This window comes from Haloarcula pellucida (genome assembly GCF_014647235.1).
Classification (GTDB): domain Archaea; phylum Halobacteriota; class Halobacteria; order Halobacteriales; family Haloarculaceae; genus Haloarcula; species Haloarcula pellucida.
On sequence record NZ_BMOU01000005.1, the window covers coordinates 178,515 to 203,205 of the forward strand.

Annotated in this window: 28 protein-coding genes; 6 read left to right on the plus strand and 22 right to left on the minus strand. The window is 63.6% G+C overall.

Annotation, left to right across the window (positions count from 1 at the left end):
- Nucleotides 1–69: 69 nt before the first annotated feature.
- On the plus strand, nt 70–489 hold the full coding sequence (locus IEY28_RS15465; RefSeq protein WP_188999726.1) for a DUF7344 domain-containing protein: 420 nt from the start codon (nt 70–72) through the stop codon (nt 487–489).
- On the plus strand, nt 486–1,241 hold the full coding sequence (locus IEY28_RS15470; RefSeq protein WP_188999728.1) for a DICT sensory domain-containing protein: 756 nt from the start codon (nt 486–488) through the stop codon (nt 1,239–1,241). Before IEY28_RS15465 ends, IEY28_RS15470 begins: the two co-directional genes overlap by 4 nt.
- Before the next feature lie 426 nt (nt 1,242–1,667).
- Here the strand turns inward: IEY28_RS15470 and IEY28_RS15475 are convergent, their stop codons facing one another.
- On the minus strand, nt 1,668–2,360 hold the full coding sequence (locus IEY28_RS15475; protein ID WP_188999731.1) for a hypothetical protein: 693 nt from the start codon (nt 2,358–2,360) through the stop codon (nt 1,668–1,670).
- A gap of 109 nt (nt 2,361–2,469) precedes the next feature.
- On the opposite strand from IEY28_RS15475, the gene IEY28_RS15480 reads away from it, so the two are divergent.
- From IEY28_RS15480 to queC, 3 genes are read left to right on the plus strand one after another with little or no spacing between them, the layout of a single operon-like run.
- On the plus strand, nt 2,470–2,919 hold the full coding sequence (locus IEY28_RS15480) for a 6-pyruvoyl trahydropterin synthase family protein (RefSeq protein WP_188999734.1): 450 nt from the start codon (nt 2,470–2,472) through the stop codon (nt 2,917–2,919).
- Nucleotides 2,919–3,707, plus strand: a complete 789-nt coding sequence (locus IEY28_RS15485) for a 7-carboxy-7-deazaguanine synthase QueE (protein WP_188999738.1) — start codon at nt 2,919–2,921, stop codon at nt 3,705–3,707. Before IEY28_RS15480 ends, IEY28_RS15485 begins: the two co-directional genes overlap by 1 nt.
- A 23-nt stretch (nt 3,708–3,730) precedes the next feature.
- A complete protein-coding gene (gene queC, locus IEY28_RS15490; RefSeq protein ID WP_188999754.1) occupies nt 3,731–4,429 on the plus strand; it encodes a 7-cyano-7-deazaguanine synthase QueC in 699 nt (232 codons plus the stop codon).
- A gap of 18 nt (nt 4,430–4,447) precedes the next feature.
- On the opposite strand, the gene IEY28_RS15495 is transcribed toward queC, so the two are convergent.
- The 4 genes from IEY28_RS15495 to IEY28_RS15510 all read right to left on the minus strand — a co-directional run bounded on the left by IEY28_RS15495 (nt 4,448) and on the right by IEY28_RS15510 (nt 6,691).
- Nucleotides 4,448–4,831 (minus strand): methylglyoxal synthase, encoded by a 384-nt coding sequence (locus tag IEY28_RS15495; protein WP_188999770.1) that lies wholly within the window; start codon nt 4,829–4,831, stop codon nt 4,448–4,450.
- A 41-nt stretch (nt 4,832–4,872) separates the two neighbouring features.
- Nucleotides 4,873–5,151 carry a HalOD1 output domain-containing protein gene (locus IEY28_RS15500; protein WP_188999774.1) on the minus strand — a complete coding sequence of 93 codons (279 nt, stop codon included), beginning with the start codon at nt 5,149–5,151 and terminating at the stop codon, nt 4,873–4,875.
- Nucleotides 5,152–5,250: 99 nt separating this feature from the next.
- On the minus strand, nt 5,251–5,913 hold the full coding sequence (locus IEY28_RS15505) for a helix-turn-helix domain-containing protein (RefSeq protein ID WP_188999777.1): 663 nt from the start codon (nt 5,911–5,913) through the stop codon (nt 5,251–5,253).
- Between the two features lie 313 nt (nt 5,914–6,226).
- The gene (locus IEY28_RS15510; RefSeq protein ID WP_166967895.1) at nt 6,227–6,691 is read right to left on the minus strand and encodes a deoxyuridine 5'-triphosphate nucleotidohydrolase; all 465 of its coding nucleotides are present in this window, start codon (nt 6,689–6,691) and stop codon (nt 6,227–6,229) included.
- Nucleotides 6,692–6,828: 137 nt separating this feature from the next.
- On the opposite strand from IEY28_RS15510, the gene IEY28_RS15515 reads away from it, so the two are divergent.
- Nucleotides 6,829–8,802 (plus strand): aconitate hydratase, encoded by a 1,974-nt coding sequence (locus tag IEY28_RS15515; RefSeq protein ID WP_188999780.1) that lies wholly within the window; start codon nt 6,829–6,831, stop codon nt 8,800–8,802.
- A gap of 320 nt (nt 8,803–9,122) precedes the next feature.
- On the opposite strand, the gene flaJ is transcribed toward IEY28_RS15515, so the two are convergent.
- From flaJ to IEY28_RS15600, 17 genes are all read right to left on the minus strand, one after another.
- Nucleotides 9,123–10,871 carry an archaellar assembly protein FlaJ gene (gene flaJ / locus IEY28_RS15520; protein ID WP_188999783.1) on the minus strand — a complete coding sequence of 583 codons (1,749 nt, stop codon included), beginning with the start codon at nt 10,869–10,871 and terminating at the stop codon, nt 9,123–9,125.
- A gap of 2 nt (nt 10,872–10,873) precedes the next feature.
- Nucleotides 10,874–12,547, minus strand: a complete 1,674-nt coding sequence (locus IEY28_RS15525) for a type II/IV secretion system ATPase subunit (protein WP_188999786.1) — start codon at nt 12,545–12,547, stop codon at nt 10,874–10,876.
- 15 nt (nt 12,548–12,562) lie between these two features.
- Nucleotides 12,563–13,324, minus strand: coding sequence for an archaellum protein ArlH (gene arlH, locus IEY28_RS15530; RefSeq protein ID WP_188999788.1), 762 nt, complete (start codon nt 13,322–13,324; stop codon nt 12,563–12,565).
- Nucleotides 13,321–13,779 carry an archaellum stator protein ArlG gene (arlG, locus tag IEY28_RS15535; protein ID WP_166967885.1) on the minus strand — a complete coding sequence of 153 codons (459 nt, stop codon included), beginning with the start codon at nt 13,777–13,779 and terminating at the stop codon, nt 13,321–13,323. Before arlG ends, arlH begins: the two co-directional genes overlap by 4 nt.
- Nucleotides 13,780–14,223, minus strand: a complete 444-nt coding sequence (gene arlF, locus IEY28_RS15540; RefSeq protein ID WP_188999791.1) for an archaellum stator protein ArlF — start codon at nt 14,221–14,223, stop codon at nt 13,780–13,782.
- Entirely contained in the window at nt 14,207–15,832 is a 1,626-nt protein-coding gene (locus IEY28_RS15545) for a FlaD/FlaE family flagellar protein (RefSeq protein WP_188999793.1), read from the minus strand. Before IEY28_RS15545 ends, arlF begins: the two co-directional genes overlap by 17 nt.
- Nucleotides 15,833–16,071: 239 nt before the next feature.
- Complete coding sequence (locus tag IEY28_RS15550; protein WP_188999797.1) at nt 16,072–16,593, minus strand: chemotaxis protein CheD; 522 nt, start codon at nt 16,591–16,593, stop codon at nt 16,072–16,074.
- Nucleotides 16,593–17,810: a chemotaxis protein CheC gene (locus IEY28_RS15555; protein ID WP_188999801.1), complete on the minus strand. Its 1,218-nt coding sequence runs from the start codon at nt 17,808–17,810 to the stop codon at nt 16,593–16,595. The genes IEY28_RS15550 and IEY28_RS15555 overlap by 1 nt, the downstream gene beginning before the upstream one ends.
- Entirely contained in the window at nt 17,811–18,170 is a 360-nt protein-coding gene (gene cheY, locus IEY28_RS15560; protein ID WP_166967876.1) for a chemotaxis protein CheY, read from the minus strand.
- A 108-nt stretch (nt 18,171–18,278) separates the two neighbouring features.
- Nucleotides 18,279–20,219: a hypothetical protein gene (locus tag IEY28_RS15565; RefSeq protein WP_188999804.1), complete on the minus strand. Its 1,941-nt coding sequence runs from the start codon at nt 20,217–20,219 to the stop codon at nt 18,279–18,281.
- Entirely contained in the window at nt 20,216–20,674 is a 459-nt protein-coding gene (locus IEY28_RS15570; RefSeq protein ID WP_229783165.1) for a hypothetical protein, read from the minus strand. The genes IEY28_RS15565 and IEY28_RS15570 overlap by 4 nt, the downstream gene beginning before the upstream one ends.
- Before the next feature lie 63 nt (nt 20,675–20,737).
- A complete protein-coding gene (locus IEY28_RS15575) occupies nt 20,738–21,307 on the minus strand; it encodes a DUF7500 family protein (protein ID WP_188999810.1) in 570 nt (189 codons plus the stop codon).
- A 111-nt stretch (nt 21,308–21,418) separates the two neighbouring features.
- Nucleotides 21,419–22,024 (minus strand): archaellin/type IV pilin N-terminal domain-containing protein, encoded by a 606-nt coding sequence (locus tag IEY28_RS15580; RefSeq protein WP_166967866.1) that lies wholly within the window; start codon nt 22,022–22,024, stop codon nt 21,419–21,421.
- A 442-nt stretch (nt 22,025–22,466) separates the two neighbouring features.
- Nucleotides 22,467–22,742 carry a DUF7521 family protein gene (locus tag IEY28_RS15585; RefSeq protein WP_166972900.1) on the minus strand — a complete coding sequence of 92 codons (276 nt, stop codon included), beginning with the start codon at nt 22,740–22,742 and terminating at the stop codon, nt 22,467–22,469.
- Between the two features lie 90 nt (nt 22,743–22,832).
- Nucleotides 22,833–23,168, minus strand: coding sequence for an ArsR/SmtB family transcription factor (locus tag IEY28_RS15590; RefSeq protein ID WP_166967864.1), 336 nt, complete (start codon nt 23,166–23,168; stop codon nt 22,833–22,835).
- Nucleotides 23,169–23,323: 155 nt separating this feature from the next.
- Nucleotides 23,324–24,049, minus strand: a complete 726-nt coding sequence (locus IEY28_RS15595) for an RAD55 family ATPase (protein ID WP_188999813.1) — start codon at nt 24,047–24,049, stop codon at nt 23,324–23,326.
- An 85-nt stretch (nt 24,050–24,134) separates the two neighbouring features.
- Nucleotides 24,135–24,569 (minus strand): chemotaxis protein CheW, encoded by a 435-nt coding sequence (locus tag IEY28_RS15600; RefSeq protein ID WP_188999816.1) that lies wholly within the window; start codon nt 24,567–24,569, stop codon nt 24,135–24,137.
- Nucleotides 24,570–24,691: the final 122 nt, after the last annotated feature.

A 24,691-nucleotide genomic window follows, 5' to 3' on the forward strand; every position in this document is an offset into this window, starting at 1 on the left:
CGGTCGGAAGGTAACACCTGGGCAACAGCTATTAGTCCATCGACCGTAGTTTTCCGTGTGTGATGCCGTATGACTCCCGTTGAAGACCCGCGAACGGACCTTTCGCTCGACGCTGGCGAACTCGAGGGCGCGGCGGGACCGCCACCCGACGACCTGTTCAAAGCGCTAGCGAGCGAGAAGCGACGGCGACTCCTCGCGATACTCACCGAGCAGGCGACGATTTCGCTGGACGACTTGACGGACGTACTCGTCGGTTGGGAGGCCACCGACAGCGGTCCTGCGGGCCCCGACGAGTGGGCTCGAATGAAGATAGAACTCGTTCACGCACACCTCCCGCTGCTGGCCGATACCGGTCTCGTGGTCCACGACGAGGCCGCCGGGGAGGTCCGCCTCGAGTCGGTTTCGGACCCGATCCGTGACTTGCTCAGGTTCGCCACCGAGTACGAACGCGTCGTCGAGACAGGTCGTTCCCAGCCAACGGACTCGTGACACTCGGTTCGATTCTTTCCGAGGTCGCCGCCGAAGAGAAGACGGTCGTCGTCTACTCGCCCGACGACACCGGCGAGGACTTAGCCGAGCGACTGGCGACGCGAAATCTACACGTCGACCACCGAAAGATACCCTCGATTAGCGCCGACGCGTTCGTCGTCGTCCGAGACGGCAGTCGGTTTCGGGGTGCCCTCTCGCTGTCGGACTTGCTCGTGTTTCTCTCTCCGCCCATCCACCGGCCCGAAGACCTCGACTCGGTCGACGCCGCGTATCGCGCCCTGTTCGAACTGCTCGACCAGACGGTGTTCGTCACACTCGACCGGCGGCAGTTGCTCGCAACCTCTCGCGAGATAGAGGACCGGGCGTGGCGGACCGGCCGCGGACGACTCCACGTCGGCTTTCAGTCGGTGGCGGCCTTCGAAGCACAGGCGGGCCTCTATCGGGACCTCGCAGCAACCACCGACGTCGACGTCCACGTCTACGTCCCCGCGGGCGCACCCAGTGGCTACCTCGACGACGCGCCGCTGACGGCGCATACGGACGTCGACGAGGACCTCGCCCGGTACTGGTTCATCCTGTTCGACGGCCACGGTGAAGCGGGCCTCCCAGACGGCCAGACACTGGCCGACGACGGCACTGAGAGCGCCCAGAGCTGTGCGCTCATCGCCGAAGCGACCGGTCCAGACCGCTACCGTGGCGTCTGGACGTACGACCCCGACCGGGTCGCGCGAGCGTTCGAGGCCGTGACCTGACCGGGTAGCCGAACCCGAAAGACGATGGTTCGATATCTTATATAATGAACGAGACAGTAGTCTAGGTATAGTTTTCCCCGATAGATAGCGTATAGCTCACGTCCACGGCGGTGAAAGAACTTACTCGGTTCGAAAGTAACATATTTCGTAGATTATTTATCTGAGTGGCGACTGTCTACCGATGGCGGGCCATCAGGCCGACCTCGGTGACCGGTCACCCCCCACCCACCGCCCGGTCACCAGACCCCATTCCCACATGGCGTCTACACCATTTCCACGGCCGACCCATGCCTGCCGTCGTCAGTCAGCCCCACGTGGCCGCCCTCGTGTCAGGGGCGGTCCCGTACACCAATCCAATCGCTGGTGCCGCGCCGACCCACCACGGCGTGGCACCGACCTGCCAACCGTTCCTGTAAAGCGTCGCAGTTAGTCGCCGAACGCGCGTTCAGCGTCCGCTTTGGCCTGCGGGATGACGCGCTGTTCGGCCCGACGCATCGCCCGGGCCGCTTCGTCGGTGAACTCCACGCTCAGCGACGGGAGCGCCCGCGCGAGTCCGCCCAGCACCTCACCGGGGTCTATCTCCAACTCGAACGCGAAGGCGTCTCGTTCGTCTCGAAGCGGCGTACTGAACTCGAAGTGGTCCTCGACGACGTCGACGGCCCGGTCGTAGTCGTACGTCGCGACGACGGCCGTCCAGAAGTCGTCGCTGTCGGCGGCCACCAGCGGTGCGATGTCGTCCCCGAAAGCCCGCTGGCGGTCTAGCAGTCGCTGCCGGATGGCGTCGCGTCGCTCGCCGTGGACCGACGGCCGGAGCGCGTTCCAGTACAGGTCCCGGTCCAGAATCTCGTCTTCGTACGCCTCGAACGACGCCCCGCGATCGGCCGCGTAGTCGAGGACGGGATCGAACTGGTGGAGGAGCGTCCGCTGGTACTCCCGCAGTTTCGGCCGGACGACGTGGCGTTCGAGAGGGTCGCTGTTCTTCAGTAGTTTGCTCGCGGCGCGACTCCCGCCGCTGCGTGCCCCACGCAGGACGGCGGCCACGTCGAACGCCGCGTACGTCTCGTCGACGAGGTCCGAGAGGTACGTCTCGAACCCGTCTTCGACCGCTCGTCGTGTCACACACCCTCCTGAGGACTGCACCGACCTATCGTTTGCGGCGAGTACGCGGTCGACACGGGTGCCGGTCGCCGTCCGAACCATTTATTTCCACTACCGATAATCTCGTGGTATGACTGAACGAATATCGTCGGTCGAGGAGCCGGTCGCGGCGGCCGGGGAGCGAGAGCTCGTCGTCGGCGGCGACCGCCCCATCCGTCTCTCGGCGGGCCATCGGCTCATGCACCACGACGGGAAGTGCTCGCGCCCTCACGGCCACAACTACGAGGTGACGGTTCGGGTGACCGGGGAACTCACCGACGAGGGGTGGGTCGTCGATAAGGGCGACGTGACGGGCGTCGTCGAGGAGTGGGACCACCGCTTCCTGCTGGAACGCGGGGATCCGCTCGTCGAGGCGTTCGAGACGAGCGGCGACGGCGACGCCCTCGTCGTGCTGAACCACCCGCCGACGGCCGAGGTGATGGCCGTCGTCCTCGAATCGCGACTGAGCGACCGCCTCCCGGACACCGTCTCCGACGTCTCGGTGTCGGTCCGGGAGACGAGCGAACTCTGCACTCGCTGATGCCCGTCGCTAGCGACACCGACGGCCTCGACGAGGCGGTCGAACGGACGGACGACGCAGGGCCCGGGGGCGACCTGCCCATCAACGAACTGTTCTGCTCGCTCCAAGGCGAGGGTCGACTGGCCGGCGTCCCATCCGTCTTCGTCCGCACGAGCGGCTGTAACCTCCGTTGCTGGTTCTGTGACTCCTATCACACCTCGTGGGAACCGACCGGTGACTGGTACAGCGTCGACGACGTCACGGCCGCCGTCGAGACGTACGACGCCGACCACGTCGTCCTGACCGGCGGCGAACCGCTCGTCCACGAGGCCAGCGTCGACCTGCTGGACGAACTGGGCGACCGTGGGTACCACACCACCGTCGAGACCAACGGGACCATCTACCGGGACGCGGCCATCGACCTCGCGAGCGTCAGCCCCAAACTCGCCTCCAGTACGCCCACCGCCGGCCGGGATCCGAAAGGCGACGGCGAGTGGGCGGACCGCCACGAGGACCGGCGACTCGACGTGCCGACGCTCGCCGAACTGGTCGACACCTACGAGACGCAACTGAAGTTCGTCGTCACCGGTCCCGAGGATATGGACGAGATAGAGCGTCTCGTCTCTCGCGTACGCGAGGCGGCCGACGCCGCCGTCCCCGACGACCGGGTCCTGTTGATGCCGGAAGGCCAGACGCGCGAGCGACTCGAAGTGACTCGGGAGGTCGTCGCCGACCTCGCCATCGAGTACGGCTACCGCTACACGCCGCGCCTGCACGTCGACCTCTGGAACGACGCACCGGGTACGTGACCACCGAACGACGACACCGACCGATGATACACGACGACCGCGCTGTCGTCCTCGCCTCCGGCGGGATGGACAGCGCCACGGCGGCCTACGAAGCACAGTCCCGCGGGTACGACGACCTGTACCTGCTGCACACCAGTTACGGCCAGAACACCGAGCAACGCGAGTTCGAGTGCGCGCGAGCGCTGGCCGACCACGTCGACGCGGCGGACTTCTGTCACGTCGAGACGAGCCACCTCCAGCAGATAGGCGGGTCCTCGCTCACCGACGAGGAGATGGCCGTCGCCGACGCCGACACGGAGAGCGACGAGATTCCGAGTTCCTACGTCCCGTTCCGGAACGCCAACCTGCTGTCGATGGCCGTCTCCTACGCGGAGGCCAACGGTTGCTCGGCGGTGTTCATCGGCGCCCACAGCGAGGACTTCTCGGGGTACCCCGACTGCCGGCCTGCCTTTTTCGAGGCGTTCCAACGAGTCGTCGACGTCGGAACGAAACCCGAGACGGAGATAACGCTCGTCACACCGTTCGTCGAGTGGTCGAAGACGGACATCGCCGAGCGCGGGCTCGAGCTTGGGGTCCCGTACGCCGATACGTGGTCGTGTTACCGCAGCGACGAGCCCGCGTGTGGCACCTGCGACGCCTGTGCGTTCCGCCTCGAAGCGTTCCAGCGACTCGGCGAACGGGATCCGATACCGTACGAAGAGCGGCCGGAGTACGCCGACTGAACGACGTCGGCAGGTCGGTCACTCCATCTCGATGTCGGCGGCGACGCCGTCTAAGACGTACTCGGCAGCGGTCCGTGTGGTCGCGAGCGGCACGTCGTGAACGTCACAGATACGCAAGAGCGCAGAGATGTCCGGTTCGTGTGGCTGTGCCGTCAGCGGGTCGCGGAGGAAGACGATGGCGTCCATCTCGTCTTCGGCTACCAGCGCGCCGATCTGGGTGTCGCCGCCGAGGGGGCCGCTCTGCTTGCGGTCGATAGTGAGGTCCGTCTCCTCCATGATCCGCTTTCCGGTCGTGCCCGTACTGACGAGGTCGAACTCCGAGAGGACACCCTCGTAGGCTTCGACGAGGTCTATCATCTCCGGCTTCTCGTCGTCGTGAGCAATGAGTGCAACGCGTACCATATCGCGGTCAACGTGGGCCGCCGGCAAAGTGGTATCGACGCCTACGCCACGGTGACGTCCCCGGTGGCCGTCACGGTCACTTCGTGGTTCTCCACGTCGAAGGTGATCGACTCGCGGTCACCGTCGCCGACGACCGCACGGAGGTCGGCGGCGTCGACGTACGACTCGATAGCGGCGACGTCGTCGCGGTCGAGATCTGTCGCCGCCGCGACAGCGTCGACGATTACTTCGGCTGCAGGTTCGGGGCTGATCCACTCGTCACTGCCCTCACCAGCGGCACCGCCCCGTATCATGTACACTGTTCCGTCGTCCGATTTCATGCGAGCATCTACTCCGTCAATCGATATAACGGGCTGTGCGTGGTTTCAGAACGTGAAATAACCGGTCCTCTCCGGAGCGGTCGTCGAGACGCACGGGAGTCATTTGTTCGGTAACCCGAGCTGGAGTCGGTCCGGTGCGGCGAGCGTCTGCTCGACGAGCGTCCCAGTGCCGCGTCGCAGTCGTTCGGAGGCCGCCTGGCTGGAGATGTCGAGGACGCCAGCCAGATCCGAGAGCGACGCGTCCCGCGGGACGGTGAAGTACCCCTCTTCGAGTGCGAGCAGGAGGACCTCTCGCTGCGGGTCGGTCACGCCGAACGTCTCCGTCGCTTCGTCGGCGTCGTCCTCCATCATCGAGCGGACGTCCACGTCCAGATTCTCCGCGACGACGTGTTCGCGGAACGTGAGGACGGCGCTCCGGTCGGGGAAGCGCCCGCGGATCGACCAGCCACCCTCGTCACAGGCCCCACGGGCGAACACGCCGTCGGTACGCAATAGCCCGTTGCCGATAGTGGTCAGCGGTCCGTCCGTCGTGTGGACGACGTACCAGTGGCCGCCGGCCTCCGGCCCGACGTGGACCGCTCTGTCGACGCGGTCGTCGCTTACCAGTGTCGCGTCGACGCTACGTTTCTCGTCTGTCCCGACCCAGACCACGGTTCGGCACCCGTCTTCGGTACACTGGAGATGTTGCATCGTGACCCCGTCGGCGGCCGACCCACCGACCTCACGAAGGAACCCTGTCTCTACGTGAAATTCGACAATCATGTCGTCACGTCCGGGCGGTGATGACATAAAACTCAGGCAGACGACCGTCCGACGGGAAAACGGTGTCCGGGGAGCGGGGAACGTGCTGTCAGAGGCATGGCCCGGCGACCCGAGACACCAGATGATATTACCGAGTGATATTACTTAAACATACACGCTACGCGTGACGGTTTACCGTGGCACGGACAGTCCCGTCGGCCGGGGACGTGCGTGCCGGTCCGGCGTCGACGGCTCATACTGGTGGCTGTAACAAACTGAAGTAATTCGCCACTCCGGGGTGGCGAATATCGTTACGAACTTACAGCCACCAGAATCAGTCGAGGTTCTCGCGCTGGTACGACCCCTCGTAGGTCCCCTCGTGGGCCGCCTCCGCGAGAACGAGTTGGGCGATGCGGGCGCCTTCCGCCAGTTCGATGGGATGGTGGACCTCTAGCAGGCCCTCGCCGCGCCCCTCGTAGCCGGCGTCCCAGACGGCCGTATCCAGCATACAGGAGTTGCGTAGCAGCGATGATCGAGGGTACAGAAAGCCGACGTGTCCCTCCGGGATGACCACCCGGTCGGCGTACTCGACGACGTAGCCGCCTCGCTCCAGCGAGTAGACGCCGTCCTCGGCGTCGAGTTCCCTGCGTTCGCCGACCGTCTTGCCGCCCTGTTCGATGCGTCCGGGTTCGATCTGTTCGTACACCGCGCCCAGCGTCAGATCGACGCCGTTCGGTTGCACCTGTGCCTCCCGCACGTCGCCGAGTCTGTCGGCGACGAACGCGCCACTCTTGAACATGGCGGTGGGTCGAACGCCCACGGCGAAAACGCTGCTGTTTGTCCGAGCAAAAAACCGACGGACATCGGTAGCGGTCGATGAAAAATAGGGCGGAATACGCGGGATTTATACGCGCTGGCAATCGACATGGGGACGTTATGGGACAGACGCTCACGGAAAAGATTCTCGACGACCATCTCGTCGAAGGGGAACTCACACCCGGAGAAGAGATCGGTATCGAGATCGATCAGGTGCTCACACAGGACACGACCGGCACGCTCGTCTGGCTACAGTTCGAGGCGCTGGGTCTCGAAGAGGTCCAGACGGAACTGGCCGCCCAGTACTGTGACCACCAGACCTACCAGTTCGACTTCAAGAACACGGACGACCACCGCTTCCTCCGCTCGGCCGCGGGGACGTTCGGTGCGCACTTCTCGCGCCCCGGCAACGGTATCTGTCACAACGTCCACAAGGAGAACTTCGCCGCGCCCGGCAAGACGATGCTCGGCTCGGACTCTCACACCCCGACGCCCGGTGGCCTCGGCGAACTCGCCATCGGTTCGGGTGGGCTGGACGTCGCCGTCGCGATGGGTGGCGGCGCCTACTACATCGACATGCCCGAGGTCGTCAACGTGCGTCTCGAAGGCGAACTGCCCGACTGGGCGACCGCCAAGGACGTCATCTTAGAGCTGCTCCGCCGCCTCTCGGTCAAGGGCGGCGTCGGCAAGGTGCTCGAATACACCGGCCCCGGCGTCGAGACGCTGACCGTCCCCGAGCGGACGACCATCACCAACATGGGTACCGAACTCGGTGCCACCTCCTCGATCTTCCCGACGGACGAGCAGACCGAGGACTACCTCGAACGCCTCGGCCGCGAGGACGAGTTCGTCGAGATCGGTCCCGACGAAGACGCCGAGTACGACGACGAGATCGTCGTCGACCTCTCGGACCTCGAACCGCTCATCGCCGAGCCGTCGATGCCGGACAACGTCGTCCCCGTCAGCGAAGTCGAGGGCGTCGACGTCGAGCAGGTCATCATCGGCTCCTGTACGAACGGCGCCTACGAGGACATCCTGCCCTCGGCGAAGATGCTCGAAGGGCGCAACATCGACAAGAAGACCGAGATGATCGTCGCCCCCGGGTCGAAGCAGGCCTCCGAGATGCTGGCCCGACAGGGCTGGACCGCGGAGATGATGGCCGCCGGCGTCAACTTCTCCGAGGCGACGTGTGGTGCCTGTATCGGCATCGGCCACGTCCCGGCTTCGGATTCGGTCTCGTTGCGGACCTTCAACCGCAACTTCGAGGGTCGCTCCGGCATCGAGGACGACAACGTCTACCTCTGCTCGCCGGAAGTCGCCACCGCGGCGGCGCTCAAGGGCGAAATCGTGGACCCGCGCAACCTCGCCGACGACCTCGGCGACCTCGAGGCGCCCGGCCTGGAGATGCCTGAGGAGTACATCGGCAACTCCGAATCGGACCTCATCGCCCCCGACGAGGCCGTCGACGACGACCTCATCAAGGGCCCGAACATCGGCGACGTCCCGCTGAAGGACCCGCTCGAGGCCGAAGTCGGCGGTGAAGCCCTCCTCAAGATGGCGGACAACATCACGACGGACCACATCATCCCGGCCACGCAGGACATCCTGATGTACCGGTCGAACGTCCCGAAGCTCTCGGAGTTCACGCTCTCCCGTGTCGACGACACGTTCGCAGAGCGCGCGCTGGAGTCCGACGGCGGCGTGCTGGTCGCCGGCGAGAACTACGGGCAGGGCTCCTCGCGTGAGCACGCGGCCCTCTGTCCGATGTATCTGGGCATCGAGTCCGTGCTGGCCCAGAGCTTCGCCCGCATCCACAAGGCGAACCTCTTCAACTTCGGTATCGTCCCCCTCGAAATCGACGAGGAGACCTACGAGAAGATCGAACAGGGCGACGACGTCGAGATCGTCGACGACGTCGCAGAGGCCGTCCGCTCCGGGCAGGAAGCGTTCACCATCCGCGTGAACGACGACTGGGAGGCGACCGCGGCGCTCGACGCCTCCGACCGCGAGCGCGAAATCCTCGCCGCCGGTGGCAAACTGCCACACACGAAGGCACAGCACGAAGAAGGCGGCGCCGCGCCAGCCGACGACTGAGGAGTCTCGAACATCTCGTCTTTCTTTCGCGACCGTCTGTGAGCGTCGCGACTGCTTCGGGGCCGGGAGTGCGCTCCGTCGCACGACCCGGGGGAGGGCAGGCTGACGAGAGAAGCATACCGCTCGCCAGTGGCGAGCGGGTGCCCCGGAAGCGCGCGAAGCCGCGACTTCCGGCCGTTTTTCCCCACGTTTTTGCGAGTCGAGCGGGACCTACAGTCCCGCGGACCATGCGAACGGGCGCTCCGCGCCCGTGAGCAGAGAGCGGTGCCCACAGCGGCGCGTAGCGCCGCGAGGACACCCGACGAAGTAAAAAGTGGTCGCTAGATGGCGAGGAACTGCGTCACCAGCCACTTCGTGAAGGTGCCGGTGATGGCGCCGATCCACGAGAGGACGACGAAGTGCATGTAGGTGTTGGCCTTGTGGCCGCCGTCGACGGTCCGGATCATCAGCGACGACAGCATCGCCGAGAACATGATGATGATGACCAACAGGAACTCGATGAGCGGGATGTTGTAGACGCCGGTGTTGATGAGCGAGTTCACGTCCAGTCGGCTCCCGGCGTTGAGGTTCAGCGACATCTGTGCGAGGATGTTGACGACTTGCAGGCCGATGAAGAACGCGAACGTCGAGGCCGCCGTAATCCCGTACAGCAGACCGACGAGCGTCGTCGTCGCCTGTTTGCGCTTCTGTCGCAGTTGGAGCACCTGATTCATGTTCGAGGCGATGAGTTCGCCCAGTTGCTTCGGTGACCCACCCATCTCTCGCCCGATGAGATACATCTCGGAGAACGTCTGAATGAGGTAGGAACGACAGTCGGCGGTGAAAAATCGCCAGGCCGCCGTCGGTTCGATACGCATGTTGAGCCGTTTGTACAGGTCGTCGATGTTCGCGGTCAGCGGCCCGAAGTCCTTCTTGCGGAGGGTACGAAGCACCATCCCCGTCGTCGACTGCTTGGCGCCTTCGGTGGCCCCCAGCGCGCGGATGAAACTGGGGAACTCGTCGTCGCGGGCCTTCACCTTCTGTTCTTCCTGCCGGAAGACGATGCCGGGGATAATCATCGGCGTGATGGGAACGACGGCGTAGAACGGCAGGGGGACGGTATCGAGGAAGAAGAGCAAGTCACCCAGCGTGATCGGCGAGATGCCGAACATGCCGCCCACGGTGACGAACGCGAGCACCACGGAAAGTCCGACGCCGGCGTACATCGACTTGTCGAGTCGCTCCTCTATCGGCGAGGGGTACTCTTCGGGGTGGAACCAGACCGGGTCGTAGGGGGCCATCGAGCGAATCGCGAGGAAGAAGCCCGACTGGACGAAGATGAACATCACGATGACGGCGCTGACGGTCATCGTCGGGTTCGTCCCGGTGAGCACCGGGAGGACGACGGCGAACACCAGCGCGAACGTCATCGAGAGGATCATCGAGAGGTAGAGGTCCTTCATGACCTCCAGACTGTCCAGCGAACTCCGGTAGACGGTGGTGTAGTGCTGGATAATCTGCTCCTGTTCGGAGAGGAGGTAGTCCTCCAGCGACTGGCCGGCCCCGAGCGTGTAGGCCAAGCGGTCGAGGAAGTCCGAGAAGGCGTCGCTGGGCACTTCCTTGGCGCGGCGACGACAGGCGTCATCGAGGCTCTGGTTCCACGTGTCGACCAACTGGACGATACGATGCATCTCCATCGCGAGTTCGCCGTACTCCTCTTCCTGTGCGAGGGTGCGAAACACCTCCATGCGGTCGATTTTCGTCGTCGCCAGCACGGTCATGTGGGTGATCAAGAGGTGAAAGCGGTTGTTGAGTTCGCGCTTTCGCTGGCTCAGCAGAATCTTCGGGTAGAAGATGGCCGACGTCATCGCGAGAAAGCCCAACAGCGGAATCGGCGCACGGATAGTCATCGGGAGGTCGAGCAACAGCGCCGCAACCGTCGAGACGACGAAAAAGGCCACGGACGGCAACAGGATGAAAAAGAGGTACCGCTCCAGCGGAATCGTCATCTGGCGGTACGACTCGACGAGACTCTGGACGGTCTCGGTGATGGTGAGGTCGATCCCGCTCTCTGCTTCGCTCTGGGCCATCGTTAGTTGGGCCGCGAGATGTTGAACGGAATCCCCTCGACGCCGTCACGCTGGAAGTCGGAGATGAAGTCGTTGACTTCGTGGTATCCCAGAATCCCCTCCTGGATCGCGCGTTCGATCATGTCGGCGCGAAAGCGCAGGTCGTCGTAGATGTCACGGGTGTCCTCGTACCCGAGCAGCGTCGCGATCTGTTCTTCGAGGACGAACGAGTTGTTCATCCCCTGGAAGACGATTTCGTCCTCGACGGGGTCCCAGTTAAACACCTGCCGGGTGACGACACCGTCCATCTCCTTGGAGTAGCCTTCGATCTCCTGTACGCTCGTGACACGGCGCAAGACCTTATCGCCCTGCTTGACGCGGTTCTGGAACAGCGCCACGTCGGCGACGTCCATGAACGTCTCCGGAACGTTGATTGGTTCGCCGGTGAAGCGCTGAATCATCGAGACGATGTCGCTGGCGTGGAAGGTCAGCATCACCGGGTGGCCGGTCTGGGCCGCCTGGAACGCCATCCGACCCTCTTCGCCACGAACCTCCCCCACGATGATGTAGTCGGGGCGCGACCGGAGTGCGGCCGCGACGAGGTCGAACATGTCGATGCTGGTCCCCTCGTCTTCGCCCTCGCGAGTGAGGAGTTGCTGCCACGTGTTGTGTGGCGGCAGCACCTCGGCGGTGTCCTCTGCGGTGTAGATCTTCGCGTCGTCGGGGATGAACGAGGTGATGGCGTTCAGCGTCGTCGTCTTCCCGGAGGCGGTCTCCCCGACGACGAACACCGTCTGTTCGTTCTCTAGACAGAGCCAGAGGTACGCCGCCAGTTCCGGCGAGAGCGTCATCCACTTCGTAATCTGGAAGATGGAGAGGGGAATCTCATCGCCTTGGCGGATGGTGAGCGACGGGCCTTTGAGGCTCACGTCGTCGGAGTAGATGAGGTTCAGACGCGACCCGTCCGGGAGCGTCGAGTCGACGATAGGGTCCGAGTCAGAGACCGGGTCGCCCATCCGTTCGCCCATGTTCCGAAGCCACTGGTCGAACGCCTCCTCGCTCTGCCACTCCACCGTCGTCTCCAGCATCCCGTAGACGCCGTGATCGACGTGGCACTCGCTCCGGCCGATGACGTGGATGTCCTCGTTGGCCGGGTCCCGCATGACCGGTTCGAGCGGCCCGAGACCGACGATGTCGCGGTTGAGTCGGTAGAGGATGTTCTCGTAGGTGGACTGAGTCACCTCGACGCTGCCGACGTCGGTGAGATTCGACAGACGGGTGAGGACGCCGCTGTCGGCGTCTTCGTCGCGGACGCGTGTCGTCTCCTGAAGGAGTTCCTCGATTCGGTCGTCGTACTCCGCCTCGTCTTCCGGGGCGGGTTTGTTGACGCTCTTCTGGAGGAGTCGGTTGCGGACCTTCCCGAAGACGACCTGTTCCTCCTGGTCCAGTTCCGGTTCGATGGCGTAGTACTTCATGTCCTGCCCGATGTCGCCGTAGATGTGACAGAAGATGGGGCCCCCGACGGGGTAGAGGACGTTCGGGCGCTTGGACTCGTACTCGCTGTCGGCCTCGTCGATGAGCATCGGGAACTCCCCGGTAATCTGTTTGAACTTCTTGAGGTGATCCCGGAGATGCGGCCGACGGGCCGCTATCTGTCGAAGTTCGTCCGAGGGTTTCGCACGTCCGTGATCTGTCATATCTTAGAACACCTCTTAGGCGACGCTCCGCGATTCGATGACGATGCCGGTCCCCGACCGCACCGAGAACCCGATAGTGTCACCGACCTGTTCGCCCATGCCGGCAAAGCGGAGGACGTTGATCTGCCGGCGCGTATCGTTGCCGACTTCGATCATCTCCAGTTCGATGAACACGTCGGCGATGGCCCGGAACGGGCCGATGGCCTCCTCGTCCAGCGTCGAGGGGTCGACGGTGAGCATGATGCACTTGCCCTCGGAGATGATGTCCCTGAAAAAGGAGATGATTTCGAGGGCCGCCTGTCGCTCATCGTTCTGACGGACCAGCGCCTCGAACTTCGGATCGTTCCGGAGGATAGCGTCGAACGTGTCGATGACGACGACGTCGGCGTCCCACATCACCTCCGCCTCCATCAGGCGGCGGAGCAGTTCCTTTCGCTCCTGTTCCTCGTCGCCGCCGGAGAACGTATTCGAGTCCCCGATGTCCGCGTGCAAAAAGAGGACGTTCTCGTCGAGGATGTGATCGACCATGTCGTAGGACAGCGAGTGCATCTGGTCTAAGAAACTCCCGACGGTGAGTTCCGTCGAGAGGTAGGTCACGTCGTGGCCTTCCTCACAGAGGCCGTAGGTGAACCGCTGGCTCATCGCGGACTTGCCGGCCCCGTAGTCACCCTCGACGAGGATGATACTGCCCGGCGGGATGCCGCCACCCAGTTCCTTGTTCAGTCGGTCGTGGTCGTCCAGTCCCAGCGAGAACAGGTCGGTACTTGCGAGACTCATGCTCGGAACCTGAACACCTCCTCGTCGCCGTTGACGATTATCTTGACGCGGTGGTCACCCGCCGACAGTCCGGACGTCGCTATCTCGACGCGGACCACCGTCCCGGGTCGCCAGACGCCGTCGGTACCGTCGAGCAGCGTCACCCCGAAGTTCGAGACGAACTGCCCGTCGAGGAACAGGTCCATCTGTCCGGGGTCGGCACCGAGTGGTTCGGACCCGGTGTTCTTGACGTGGAGCGTGACGTTCTCGTTGCCGTCACTGTTGTAGACGGCGCTACTGCCGCTGTCGGAGATGACTTCGACGTCGGTCCGGACGTCGCGACTGACGTCCAGTCCCTGTTCGGAGACGGCGTTGCTCAACTGGCCGATGCTGTCGGTGAACACGCCGGCGACGCTCGCCGCGATCATCATCGACGCGATGAAGATGATGAGGTGAGAGACGGAGACGCTCGCCATCTAGCTCACCACCTTCGTCGTCTCGACGGCCGAGACGCCGGGGCCGGTGACTATCTTCACCCGGCCGGGGTCCGTCGTCAGACCCGTGGCGTTGACGACGAGTTGCTCCTCGGGGAGCCAGATGTCCGTCGTCTCGTCGCCGTCGACGGCGGTTCGGTAGCCGATGAGATAGGCGTTGTTCGCCAGCAGGTCCACGTCGGCGACGGTCAGGTCCGTCGACCCCGTGTTGACGACGGTGACGTTCAGCGAGTCCGCCGTCGTGTTGTAGGTCACGTCGGTCACGTCGATGGCCGTGTTCTGCTGTTCGAGCGTCCGGTCGGCCTGTGCGTCGCGGGCGTCGTTGACGTTCTCGAAGCCGTTGGCCGTCGCCGAGTAGAACATCCCGAAGCCGATGAACATGGCGACGAAGATGAGGGCCGCCGAGCCACTAACGCTGAAGCCCATCGGCACCACCTCCGACGAGTTTCGAGAGCGCGACGGCGTCGGCCCCGCTGTCGTCGTCCAACTGCGAGATGTAGCGGAGGCTCTCGGTGTGGTGGTCGATGGTGAGACCACTGCCGGTATCGTCTACGTCGTCGAACCCACGGAGGTACTCCGAGAGGGTGTCGGCGACGGACGCGTCTATCCAGCCGATGGTCTCGTAGTAGTCTATCGCACGGGACGTCTCGCGGTAGCCCGCCTGACTGACGAGGAACTCCAGCCACTCGACGACGATGAGGTCAGCGGCAAAGCCCTCGGGCATCGTCTGGAGGTACGGTTTGCCGCCGTCGCTGTCGGCGTCTGCGTCCGCCTGAGTCGTCGTTTCGGGTTCCGGCTCCGGTTCCGGGTCGGACGTAACTTCGGGTTCCGGCTCTGGCTCCGGGTCGGACGTAACTTCGGGTTCCGGCTCTGGCTCCGGATTGGGCGTGACCTCGGGTTCCGGTTCCGGCTCCGGATCGGGCGTGACCTCGGGTTCCGGGTCGGGTTCGACCGCGTCGGCGGTCGGTTCGGCCGTTTCGTCGTCGGTGTCGCCCAGCCCGTCGTCCTCGATGACTTCGTCGAACAGGTCGTCGTTTTCGAGGCCGCCGTCGTCGTCTTCCAGCAGGTCGTCGCCGTCGTCGTCTTCCAGTAGCTCTTCGTCCGCATCCATCGACGCCTCGTCGTCGGCCTCGTCGCCGCTGGCCCAGTCGGCGTCGCCCGACTCGTACTCGTCTTTCAGTTCGGCGAAGGACTTCCCGCCCTCGCTGTCGTCGCTACCACCCTCGTCCACGTCGAGTCCATCGTCCATGCTCATGTCGTCTTCCTCCTCGAAATCGTCGAATCCCTCGTCGAACGACCCGCCGTCGTCCTCGAAGTCGTCTCCGCCGAAGTCGTCGTCGCCGAACATATCGTCGCCGTCGTCCATCGACATCCCACCGCCGTCGTCCTCGACGAGGTCCTCGTCGAAGAAGCCCTCGGCGTCCGCGGTGGCGACGTCGTCGTCGATGTCCGCTTCCTCCTCGTCATCGCCGTCGTCGTCGAACAGACCGAACGACCCGCCGCCACCCATGCCGCCGCCCATCCCGGCGTCGACGTCGTCGGCGAAGGGGTTGACCCCGCGGGTGACCATCTCGTAGATGTCGAGTAACTTCCGGACGTTCTCCTGTACTTCGTCGACCGATTCGGAGATAGATTCGTTCTCCGTACGGACCGTGTTGACCGTCGAGGAGAGGCTGCCGACCTCGTTTTCCAGTTCGTCGATTCGGTGTTCCAGTTCGTCGGTGTCCGGCCCGGTCGCATCCTCCATGTCGCCGAACTCGTCGTCACCGAACCCGCCCATGTCGTCGCCGCCGTCGTCGAGTCCGCCGAGGCCGCCGAGGTCGTCGCCGCCACCCTCTTCGGCCATCAACCCACCGCCGTCGGCCATCTCGTCGTCGCCGTCGTCGCTCTCGTCGTCCGACATGATGGAGTCGAACATGTTCTTGATGCTCATACCGACGAGGCCCCCGGAGAGGACGACGAGCAGCGCAGGCACGAGCGTGACCACGTCCGGGGCCAGTGCCTGCAGCGTCGGTAGGAGAGCGAGACTACTCATTGTCTCTGTCAATTGCCGCAAATGCCCTTGAATATTCCGTCTAGCCTATCATAGTTGATAATAAAGGCGATAATTTCCTCGTTTTGGCCGTAAATTTCTCGTCTAACCCCTCACACTCTTTGGCAGAGGTTCGTTTCGAGTGGAGATCCACCGTGAAGGCGTCTGAAGTCCGCGTTTCCGGCAGACAGGCGTCAGACAACGTTCGTGCTACCGTGGCCCCCCACTATCAGGAAGCGAAATCAAAGCGTCGTCGACTCGGTGTTCGCGCTCTTGACCACGAAGTCGCCGGTGTCGGCCTCTAACCTGAGCGACCGGCCGTGGTCTCCACCGACGTCTTCGCCGAGAAGCGGGATGTCGAACGCCGTCAGCGTTTCCCGGACCTGATCGGCGTTTCGAGAGCCGATAGAGGGACCGTTCTCCGAGAAGTCGAGCATGTCGCTCCCACCGGCTATCTTCGCACGCATGCCGTCACGCGAGGCACCCTCGGCTTCGAGCGCCTCGACGAGCGCCGCCACGCCCGTGTCGGCGAACTTCGCCCGGTTACCACCTTCGACGTCCTCTGCCGTCGGCAGCATGACGTGGACGAGGCCGGCGACACCCGACGCCTCGTCGTAGATGCCGACGCCGATACAGGACCCCAGGCCGCTGGTCGTCAGCACGGCCGAGTCGGTGGCCACCCGATACTCGGCGATGCCGACTTTGATACGCTCAGGTTGGCTCTGTTGGGCACTCTCTGTCTGGCTGCCGTCGTACACCTTCATTATTCGAATATCTGTTCGACGTCCGCCTCGGTCTCGTCGGCACGCTCGACGTCTAAGTCTTCGAGCGCTTCTCGCAGTTCCTTCTCGTTCGGTAACGCGTGTATCTCCGCGTTGAACTCGACGTCGTCGGTCCGCATCGTCGAGTTGATGATGAACGCGTGTTCCTGGTGCTGGCCGACCTGTGCCGCGAGCGGGTCGACGATGGACCGGCCCATGTCGTGGACCAGTCGCGGCGGCGTGTGGTCGACCGACGTCTGGAGCACGTTCGCCCACCCGTCGACGAACCCGCTGGTCATGATGTTGCCGAGTTCCTCGATAGCAGCCTTGTGCTGGTCTGTCACGCTGTCGCCGTCCGTCTCGACGGGCATCATCGCCTCGGCGACGTTGACCGCCGACACTTCGTCGAACAGCACCATCAGGTAGCCACTCGGGACGCCGGTGAACTCGACGACGGTCCCGACGTAGGTGTCGGTCCCGATCTGTTTGGGCACGTCCTCTATCGGCGCGAAGCTGATTTCGGTCACTTCGGCGTCCGTCGGGATCCCCGTCATCATCTCGACGTTGCCCGCGGCCTGTTGCGTGCCGTTCGTGGTCATCTCGTTGAACGTCTGGAGTTTGTCGATGGGGATAGCGTCGGCCTCGGGGTCACCGTGTTCCATCATCATCTCCGCGAGCGGCTCGTACTCGGGGAGCATGTAGATGTAGAAGTTGACCGATTCGCCGACCCACTCTATCTCCGACTTGAAGACGAACACCTGCTGGTGCTCGTCGGACTCCGGTGCCTCGGGCAACACGTCCTTGCCCGACTTCTCGATGTACTCGGGCGGGGAGTGGTCGATGGTCGAGTCGAGGTAGTCGGCCCACCCGTCGATGAACCCGCTCATCATGATGTTGCCGATCTCTGTGACGCTGCTTTGGGCCATCGCCGGGTCGTCGCTCGCTCCCGGCATCAGGGAGTCGGCGATGGTGTCTGCCGACTCCGTATCGAAGACGAGTACCGTCTCCCCCTCTAGTGCCCCCTCGAACCCGAACTGGACGCCGACGAACTCCGATCCGGTGAGACCCTCACCGACGTCGGCCCGGTCCAGCAGCGTGATCTTGGTCACGTCGACGACGGCGTCGATACCCGTCATCTGTGCCAGCGACTGCGTGGCCTGCTGGGCCCCCTCGTGGGCGAGTTGGTTGAACGTGCCGAGCGACTGGATGTCGACGTTCATCTATGTCGGGACGACGTCTTCGATGGCCTCGATGACGCTCGGTTTCTGGAACGGCTTCGTGATGTACCCGTCCGCGCCGGCCTTGACCGCCTCTTTCATCTTCTCTTCCTGACCGACGCTCGTACACATGATGACGTTCGCGTCCGGGTTACTGGACTTTATCTCGTCGGTCGCCTCGATACCGTCCCGGATGGGCATCACGATGTCCATCATCACCAGGTCCGGCGTCTCTTCTTTGTACACTTCGACGGCCTCCACGCCGTTCTCGACCTCTCCGACGATAGTGTGGTCCTCTTCGAGAATCTCCCGGAGGAGGTTACGCATAAACTCCGAATCGTCAGCAATCAGTACGTCTGGCATGACCTATCGACACGAAGTACCGTGATGAGCTAAATAAAGGTGTCCCGTAAATTATCGCCTCTGATACCGGTGTACTGCGGGCGGACGGCACGCTCGTCGTCGCCCCGCTCACAGCGTCGGCAACAGGTCAGCGACGACCCGGACGAGGTCGAAGGCGTAGGCTCCGTACTCGAAGTACACCAGTCCCGACAGCACCAGCAACGCCGTCGTGAACCCGGCCGGCAGTGCGAGTCCGACCGCGACAGCACGGGGAGACACCCGCGTGGGCGCGGCCGTCCGACCGACGACTGCGATAGCACAGACGGCCGCCGCCGCGAGGTTCCACAGCGCGTGATACTGCACGGCCTCCCCGAGTGCCAGCCCGAGACCTACGATGCCGCCGAGGACGACGACCACTGCAAACAGGAGACTGAGGGCGTAGGCCCGGATCAGCCACCCGGTCGCGTCGGTTACGGCCGTCCGAACCGCGGGCACCCGGCAGACGCCGTACACCGCGAGCGGGACGACCGGATGGAGGTACCGCACCGTCAACTGACTGTAGAGCGGCAAGCGAGGGAGGTAGATGACGGTCAGGACCACCGCGAGTGCCACGACGAAGAGGTCTGTCTGGCGTCGGGGCGAGAGACGTCGTGGCTGTGACGGGCGGAGCGACCGCCGCTCGGTACCGACCAACCGCCGGCCGACGAGCACCGGCAACGCCAGCAGCGTCCCGAGTATCGGCGTCGCCTCCAGCAACGCGAGTTCTATCACCTCGTACTCGTTGAGCCGGTATTTGACCCCCGGAATGTGGCCGCTCCGGACGAAGACGTTCGAGAGGCGGGCCGGGTCGTCGAGGGTTCTGACCCCGTCGACGACCGCCCCGCCGGCGAACTCGCCTATCGGCCCCGTCGCGTCCAGTACCGTACCGAGCGGCGAGCTATCGGGTCCCCCGCTGGCACCCTCGCCACCGGAGTCGGTACCGTCCGCCGGTCCGCCGCGTTCACCGCCAGCACCCGCGTTTCCGCTCGCTTCGCCGTCTGTGGCCGGCGAGAACTCGACACCGCCACCGCCCTCGACGTTCGGTAGCAGGCGCGGCGGTTCCGCGGGATTGCCGGAGATAGCGGAGTTCGTCGCCAGCATCGGCGTCGCCGCCAGCAGGAGGACGAGGCCGACGACCAGCAGGTCTCGCGGGCGGTTCGACCGCGCCGTCAGGAGGTCCACGACGCCGAGGACCCCCACGACGAAGAACGCCTCGAAGGCGTGGACCCACGTTATCACGCCGGCGAACGCGTACGCCGCCGCTCTGGCTCGGAGCGCCGCCCGCCCCTCGGACCGCCTGCTCACGGCGAAGGCGTACACCGCCGCGAGGACCAACGCAGCCACCAGCGTGTGTCGTTTCGGGATGGTCGCCCAGAAGCCGACGGGTGTCGCGAGACCGAGTGCGGCGCCGGCGGCCAGACCGACTCGTCGCCCGTGCCAGTCGGCGACCAGTCGGTACAGCACGAGTCCGGCCGTCGCCGCCGCGGCTATCGTCGACAACTGGTAGGCCGCCAGCGCGAGTCGGGTCGGGTCGAGATCCGTCGCCGTCAGGACGCTCCCGGCAAAGAGGAGCGCGACGGTCATCGAACCGACGGTGACCGTTCGCTCCCGGTCCACACCGTCGAGTCGGCCGACCTGCGTGACGAACGCCAGTCCGAAACCGGCCCACAAGCCGGCGAGGAGAAGCCGCGGGTCGACCACCGTGGCGAGCCCTTCAAGCGCCCAGACCAGCGGCACCGCCAGCGCGAGTTGGCCGTAGTTGCGCCCGTACAGCAGTCCGTCGACCCGGTGGAGGCCGGGCTGTGACCCCAGCGTGAGCGAGTAGCGAATCTCCGTGACGTGTAACTGGCCGTCGGCGAGTGCGACCAGCGTGTTCGCCGTGGCGTAGGTGTCCTGGAGGAAGATGCCGACGCGCCACGTCAGCCCGAACCAGCAGAACAGGCCCAGCCACAGGACCAGTCCGTACCGGTCGGCGAACGCCCAGCGCGCGAGGGTGCGGAGACGCCGCCGCACGGCGGCACCGTCGCTCACGTCGCCACCTCCACGGTCACGTTCTCGCGATAGACCGTCCGGTCGGCGGTGAAACTCTGGACGCGGACCGTCAGGGTGCCGTCGTACGTCTCCGCCGCTGCGGTGCCACGCGCCAGCCCCTCGTCTTCAGGGACGAGTCGGTACGTCCCCGGCCCTCCTACGACCGTCGTCTCAACGAGGTCGACGTCGATATCCGGCACCGAGACGAGATAGATCAGCCGTGGCCGGCCGGTGACCGACGCGACGTGGACCGTCGCCGTCGGCGGCCGGAGATACTCGACCGCAGTGCCGAATCGGCCGTCCGTGACACGGATAGCTGCCGTCTCGGCGCGGACCGACGACACCGTCGCGGTCCCCTCACCGAAGTCGGAAACTCGCTCGGCCGTCACGTCGCTGCCCGCGAGCGGGCCCGTCGACAGCGAGACGACGACGACGAAGAGTGCAACACCAGCCACCAGATACCGTCGGACCATCGTCTGCCGGAGAACCGCCCCCACCGGTGTTAAAACTCTCGCCGCTCAGAACTCCGCACCGTCCCGCTCTTCGACCGCTTCGACGAGGTCCGCGATGCTGTCGTCGGGGGAGAGACCGGTCGACCGGACCATCTCCTTGAAGCTCCCCGGCGGATACTTCACGGGCACGTTCGACTCCGAAAGGAGGATGCCCAACACGTCTTCGACGGGCGTCGACCCGTCCATCTGCCGGCCGTACCAGAGCATGAAACTCTCGAAGGCGGTGACGATGTCGTTGGAGACGAGCTGCTGCTGGTCGACGTCGCCGTCGAACTTCGCCGTCACGTCGAAACCGTACCGGCTGTTCGAGTCGGCCATCTGTTCGGCGAGCCACTCGTGGACGTTCGCGTCGGTGAACTCCGGGGTCTCGGGTTCCGGGTCCGGCACAGGCTGTGGGCCCGGGTCGGAATCTGCGGATACCTGATTGCCGTAGGAGTCGTCGGTCCGCACGTCCGGTGAAACGACGTATCGCCCTTCGTCTATCTCCGTGACGTGGTCGTCGTCCGCGATATCCAGTTCCTCCGGGGAGAGTATCTTGCCGTCTTCCGGATTCGGTTCGTCTGACCCCGGGGTCATACGCACTAGTGCGTGAGGGAGTGGTATAATTCCGTCGCTGGTAGGGGCCACTGTCAGGAGACGCGTGGCTGGTGGGGGTTCGCTATCGAGAAAAGAGAAATGGTAGCCGGCTTACAGCGTGACGGCGGAGTTACCGGACAGGGTCTCCGGAACGACCAGGCGGACGGTCGTGGTGCCACCGGACTGCGTGTTCAGTTGGATCGTCGCGGTCGCACCCTCACCGAGGCCGTTCCCCCCGCTGTCGAGTGCGGCCGAGTCGAACTGGAGCGTGGCACGGTCGGACGGATCGTTCAGGACGTTACTGTCCGTGATAGACGTGTCGTCGTCCTGAACGGTCGAGACGTTGAAATTGGTCGAGTTGGCGGTATCGCCCTGCGTCAGATCGTACGACCCAGAGGAGTCGACCCACTGAGCGATCGTGCTTCCGATGTCGATGTTCGCCGCACCGGGCGCTTTCTTCACCGTGATTTCGACGGTCCCGACTTCCTTCGTGCTGGAGTCGATGTTGGTCCCGACCGTACTCACCACTTCGAGACGGTTGGTCACTTGGTCACTGCTCTGTTGACCGGTCTCCTCGGCACTGCTCTGGAGGAATCCGGCCGTGTTGATCAGGACGCCCGCGGCGATCGCGGCGACCAGCACCATCGCGATGAACACGATGAGGGTACCGATACCGACCTGCCCGCGGTCGTCGTCGTTTCGTAATTCCGTGAACATTGATATTTCCGGGCCTGTCTGACCCTACCAACAGTCAATCTTTCACCAGTAATAATACCTCCCCCCAAAATATCCATCCTGATAACAGGGCATTCAGCCCCTGAAAATCCGGTTTACCCGAATTTATCCCCTCGATATCAGACCGAGGCGTGATGTGAATACGTCTGTGAACGAACGGGTAGGCGCCTCTGAATCGCCCCGTCGATAGCGTACGCTCGGTCCAGTATCCGCCCGCCACCATCGGCAGCTCGGTAGAAAACGCGTCATTAATTCCTCGCACATGTGCGCGAGAGTCCTGATTCGAGCGACGGCGAGAAAGGGTCGGTCAACACGACCGGATTGGCGTGTGTCGACAGGGATAGTAGCCATTGAAAATCGATGCACACCTGACCGCACGACGGCGGTGCGGTCGGTGTGTGAATCGTTTCAATTGTTACTCTAGTCACTCGTAGGTGACGAGGCTGTACATCACGAACAGATATCCGAACGTCGTCAACCCGCTGTTGACCAGAAGCAGTGAGCGCACCCCTTCGAAGTCGTTGACGAACGCACTGATCATCGTCGCGGCCGCACCCGCGACGGCCAGCGAGAACCCCAGCGAGAGGTGGAGCATCGCTTCCCGGGACGTCTGGACGTACGCCCGCATCGCCATCCCGACCATAGTGAGGCCGGCAACGACAAACACGAGCGTCGAGATGGCATAGAGGAGTTCTATCATCGGCACTGAGTACGGCTATGCGAAACCCGTTATTAAATCCACCTTCTAAAATATCTGTCCTGATAATCAGGAGAAAACCGACGAGAGACGCTATCCGTCCGAAAGCGTCCGCCACGCTTCGTCGAGTTTGTTGGTCACTTCCGAGCGCTCTTCGACGTTGATCGTCAGATCTTCCTCGAAGTCCACGCTGACCTCGTCGACGTTCCGTCGGTACACCTTGATTCGGCGCCGGTCGTCCGAGAGGATGTTGTCGTGGAGTTCCAACAAGTCGTGTTTGGTGAGTTCGTCGATACGGCGGTAACAGGTGGCGATAGGGATACCGAGTTCGTCGCTCAACTCCTGCGCTGAGACCGGTTCGTCGGTAGCGTCGAGTATCTCGGCGCTGTATTTGTTCCCCAGCGTCTGGAGAAGATCCGCTGAAGCCATCGTTATCAAATCATGAATTTAGATTTTTATAAAACTATCGCCGGTGATACTACGTGAGTTCGGCCGTAATGATCGAGTAACGTGAAAACGGAGAGGAGCCGGCCTACGGGACCTGAGTCGGGCGTTTCACCCAATAATAACGGCTTAAGCGACCCCTATATCGGGGACTCTTCTTCGCTCATCATCGAGAACGCGCTGGCGTTCTGATGGACTTTGATCCCGCCCCAGTCGATCTCCATCGGATAGATGTCGGTCTCGATGTTCTGCTTTCGCATCTTCGCGACCCAGACGTAGCGGTTGACACCAGTGTCGGTCGGCGTCTGGATCAGGTAGATGTTCCCGTCGGTGAGGTAGTTCTCGAGCCCGATCTCCGTATCGGGGAAGACCGCCCCCTGCTCGTTCGTCAGGAGCGACGTCAGTCCGTTCTCGCGGAGGATGTCGGTGAACTTCAGCAGGTAGGTCCGCTTTTCGGTCTCGTCCTCGAAGAACAGTTCGAACATCGCCAGCGAGTCCAACACTAGCCGGTCGTACTCGTCGTCCTCTAGGTCGTCGAGGAGGAGTTCCAGCGACGAGGAGAAGTCGTTCTCGCGGAGCAGTACCTGCTTGTCGTACACCTTGATGTCGCCGTTATCGACGTACTCGGGCCACTTGTCGAACCCGAGCGATTCGGCGGCCTGCCGGAGGTCGGACTCGTTCTCCTCGAAAGAGAGGTAGATCCCCTTCTCGTCGAACTGTTCGACACCGTTGTAGAGGTACTGGAGGCAGAGAATCGACTTCCCGGCACCTGGATTCCCGCTGATGAGGGTCGTCGAGTTTGTCACGATACCACCGTTGAGGATGTCGTCGAGGCCGTCGATGCCCGTTTTAGTTTGCTCTATCATTGTATCTGGGTCGGAAGGAGGTTGTGTAAGCCTGTGTCGCAGATGTTAAAAAGTCTTGTTCACGAACGCCCGGGAATAGCGGTTTTCAGCCCTCGCTGTGGACGATTGCCGGGTCGACCCAGATGACGAAGTCGTCGTCGCGCTTGACCACGCCACGGATAGATCCCGTGTCGTTGGCGGGGGACTGATCGACCTGTTCGGGCGATATCTGGACCACCTGAAACACCTCGTCGACGAGCCATCCCGCCGCCCCCTGATTCTGGACGATGGCCGGGTCGAAGACGATGATTCGCTTCCCGTCGGTGTCGTCGTCGATACCGAAGACGGTCTTCGGGTCGACGATAGAGGTGGTCCGACCGCGGAGGTCCATGACCCCCTCTACGTGCGCCGGCGCGTTGGGGACCTGTGTGAGGTCACCGACGTCGACGATTTCGGTCACGTAATCGATGCTGACGCAGTAGGTCTCCTCGCCAAGTTCGAACTCGAGTACCTGGCCGGTCGTGGCTGACTGTGCTGACATGGGTCCCGGAGTACCAGAACGTGGTCGGTAGGTGTGTATAAAGATGTCTGCTGGACTATCAACTTTGATTACGTGGGCGGAGTCTTTATTTCGGGCCGAACGGGAGTACGGCACAGGAATGC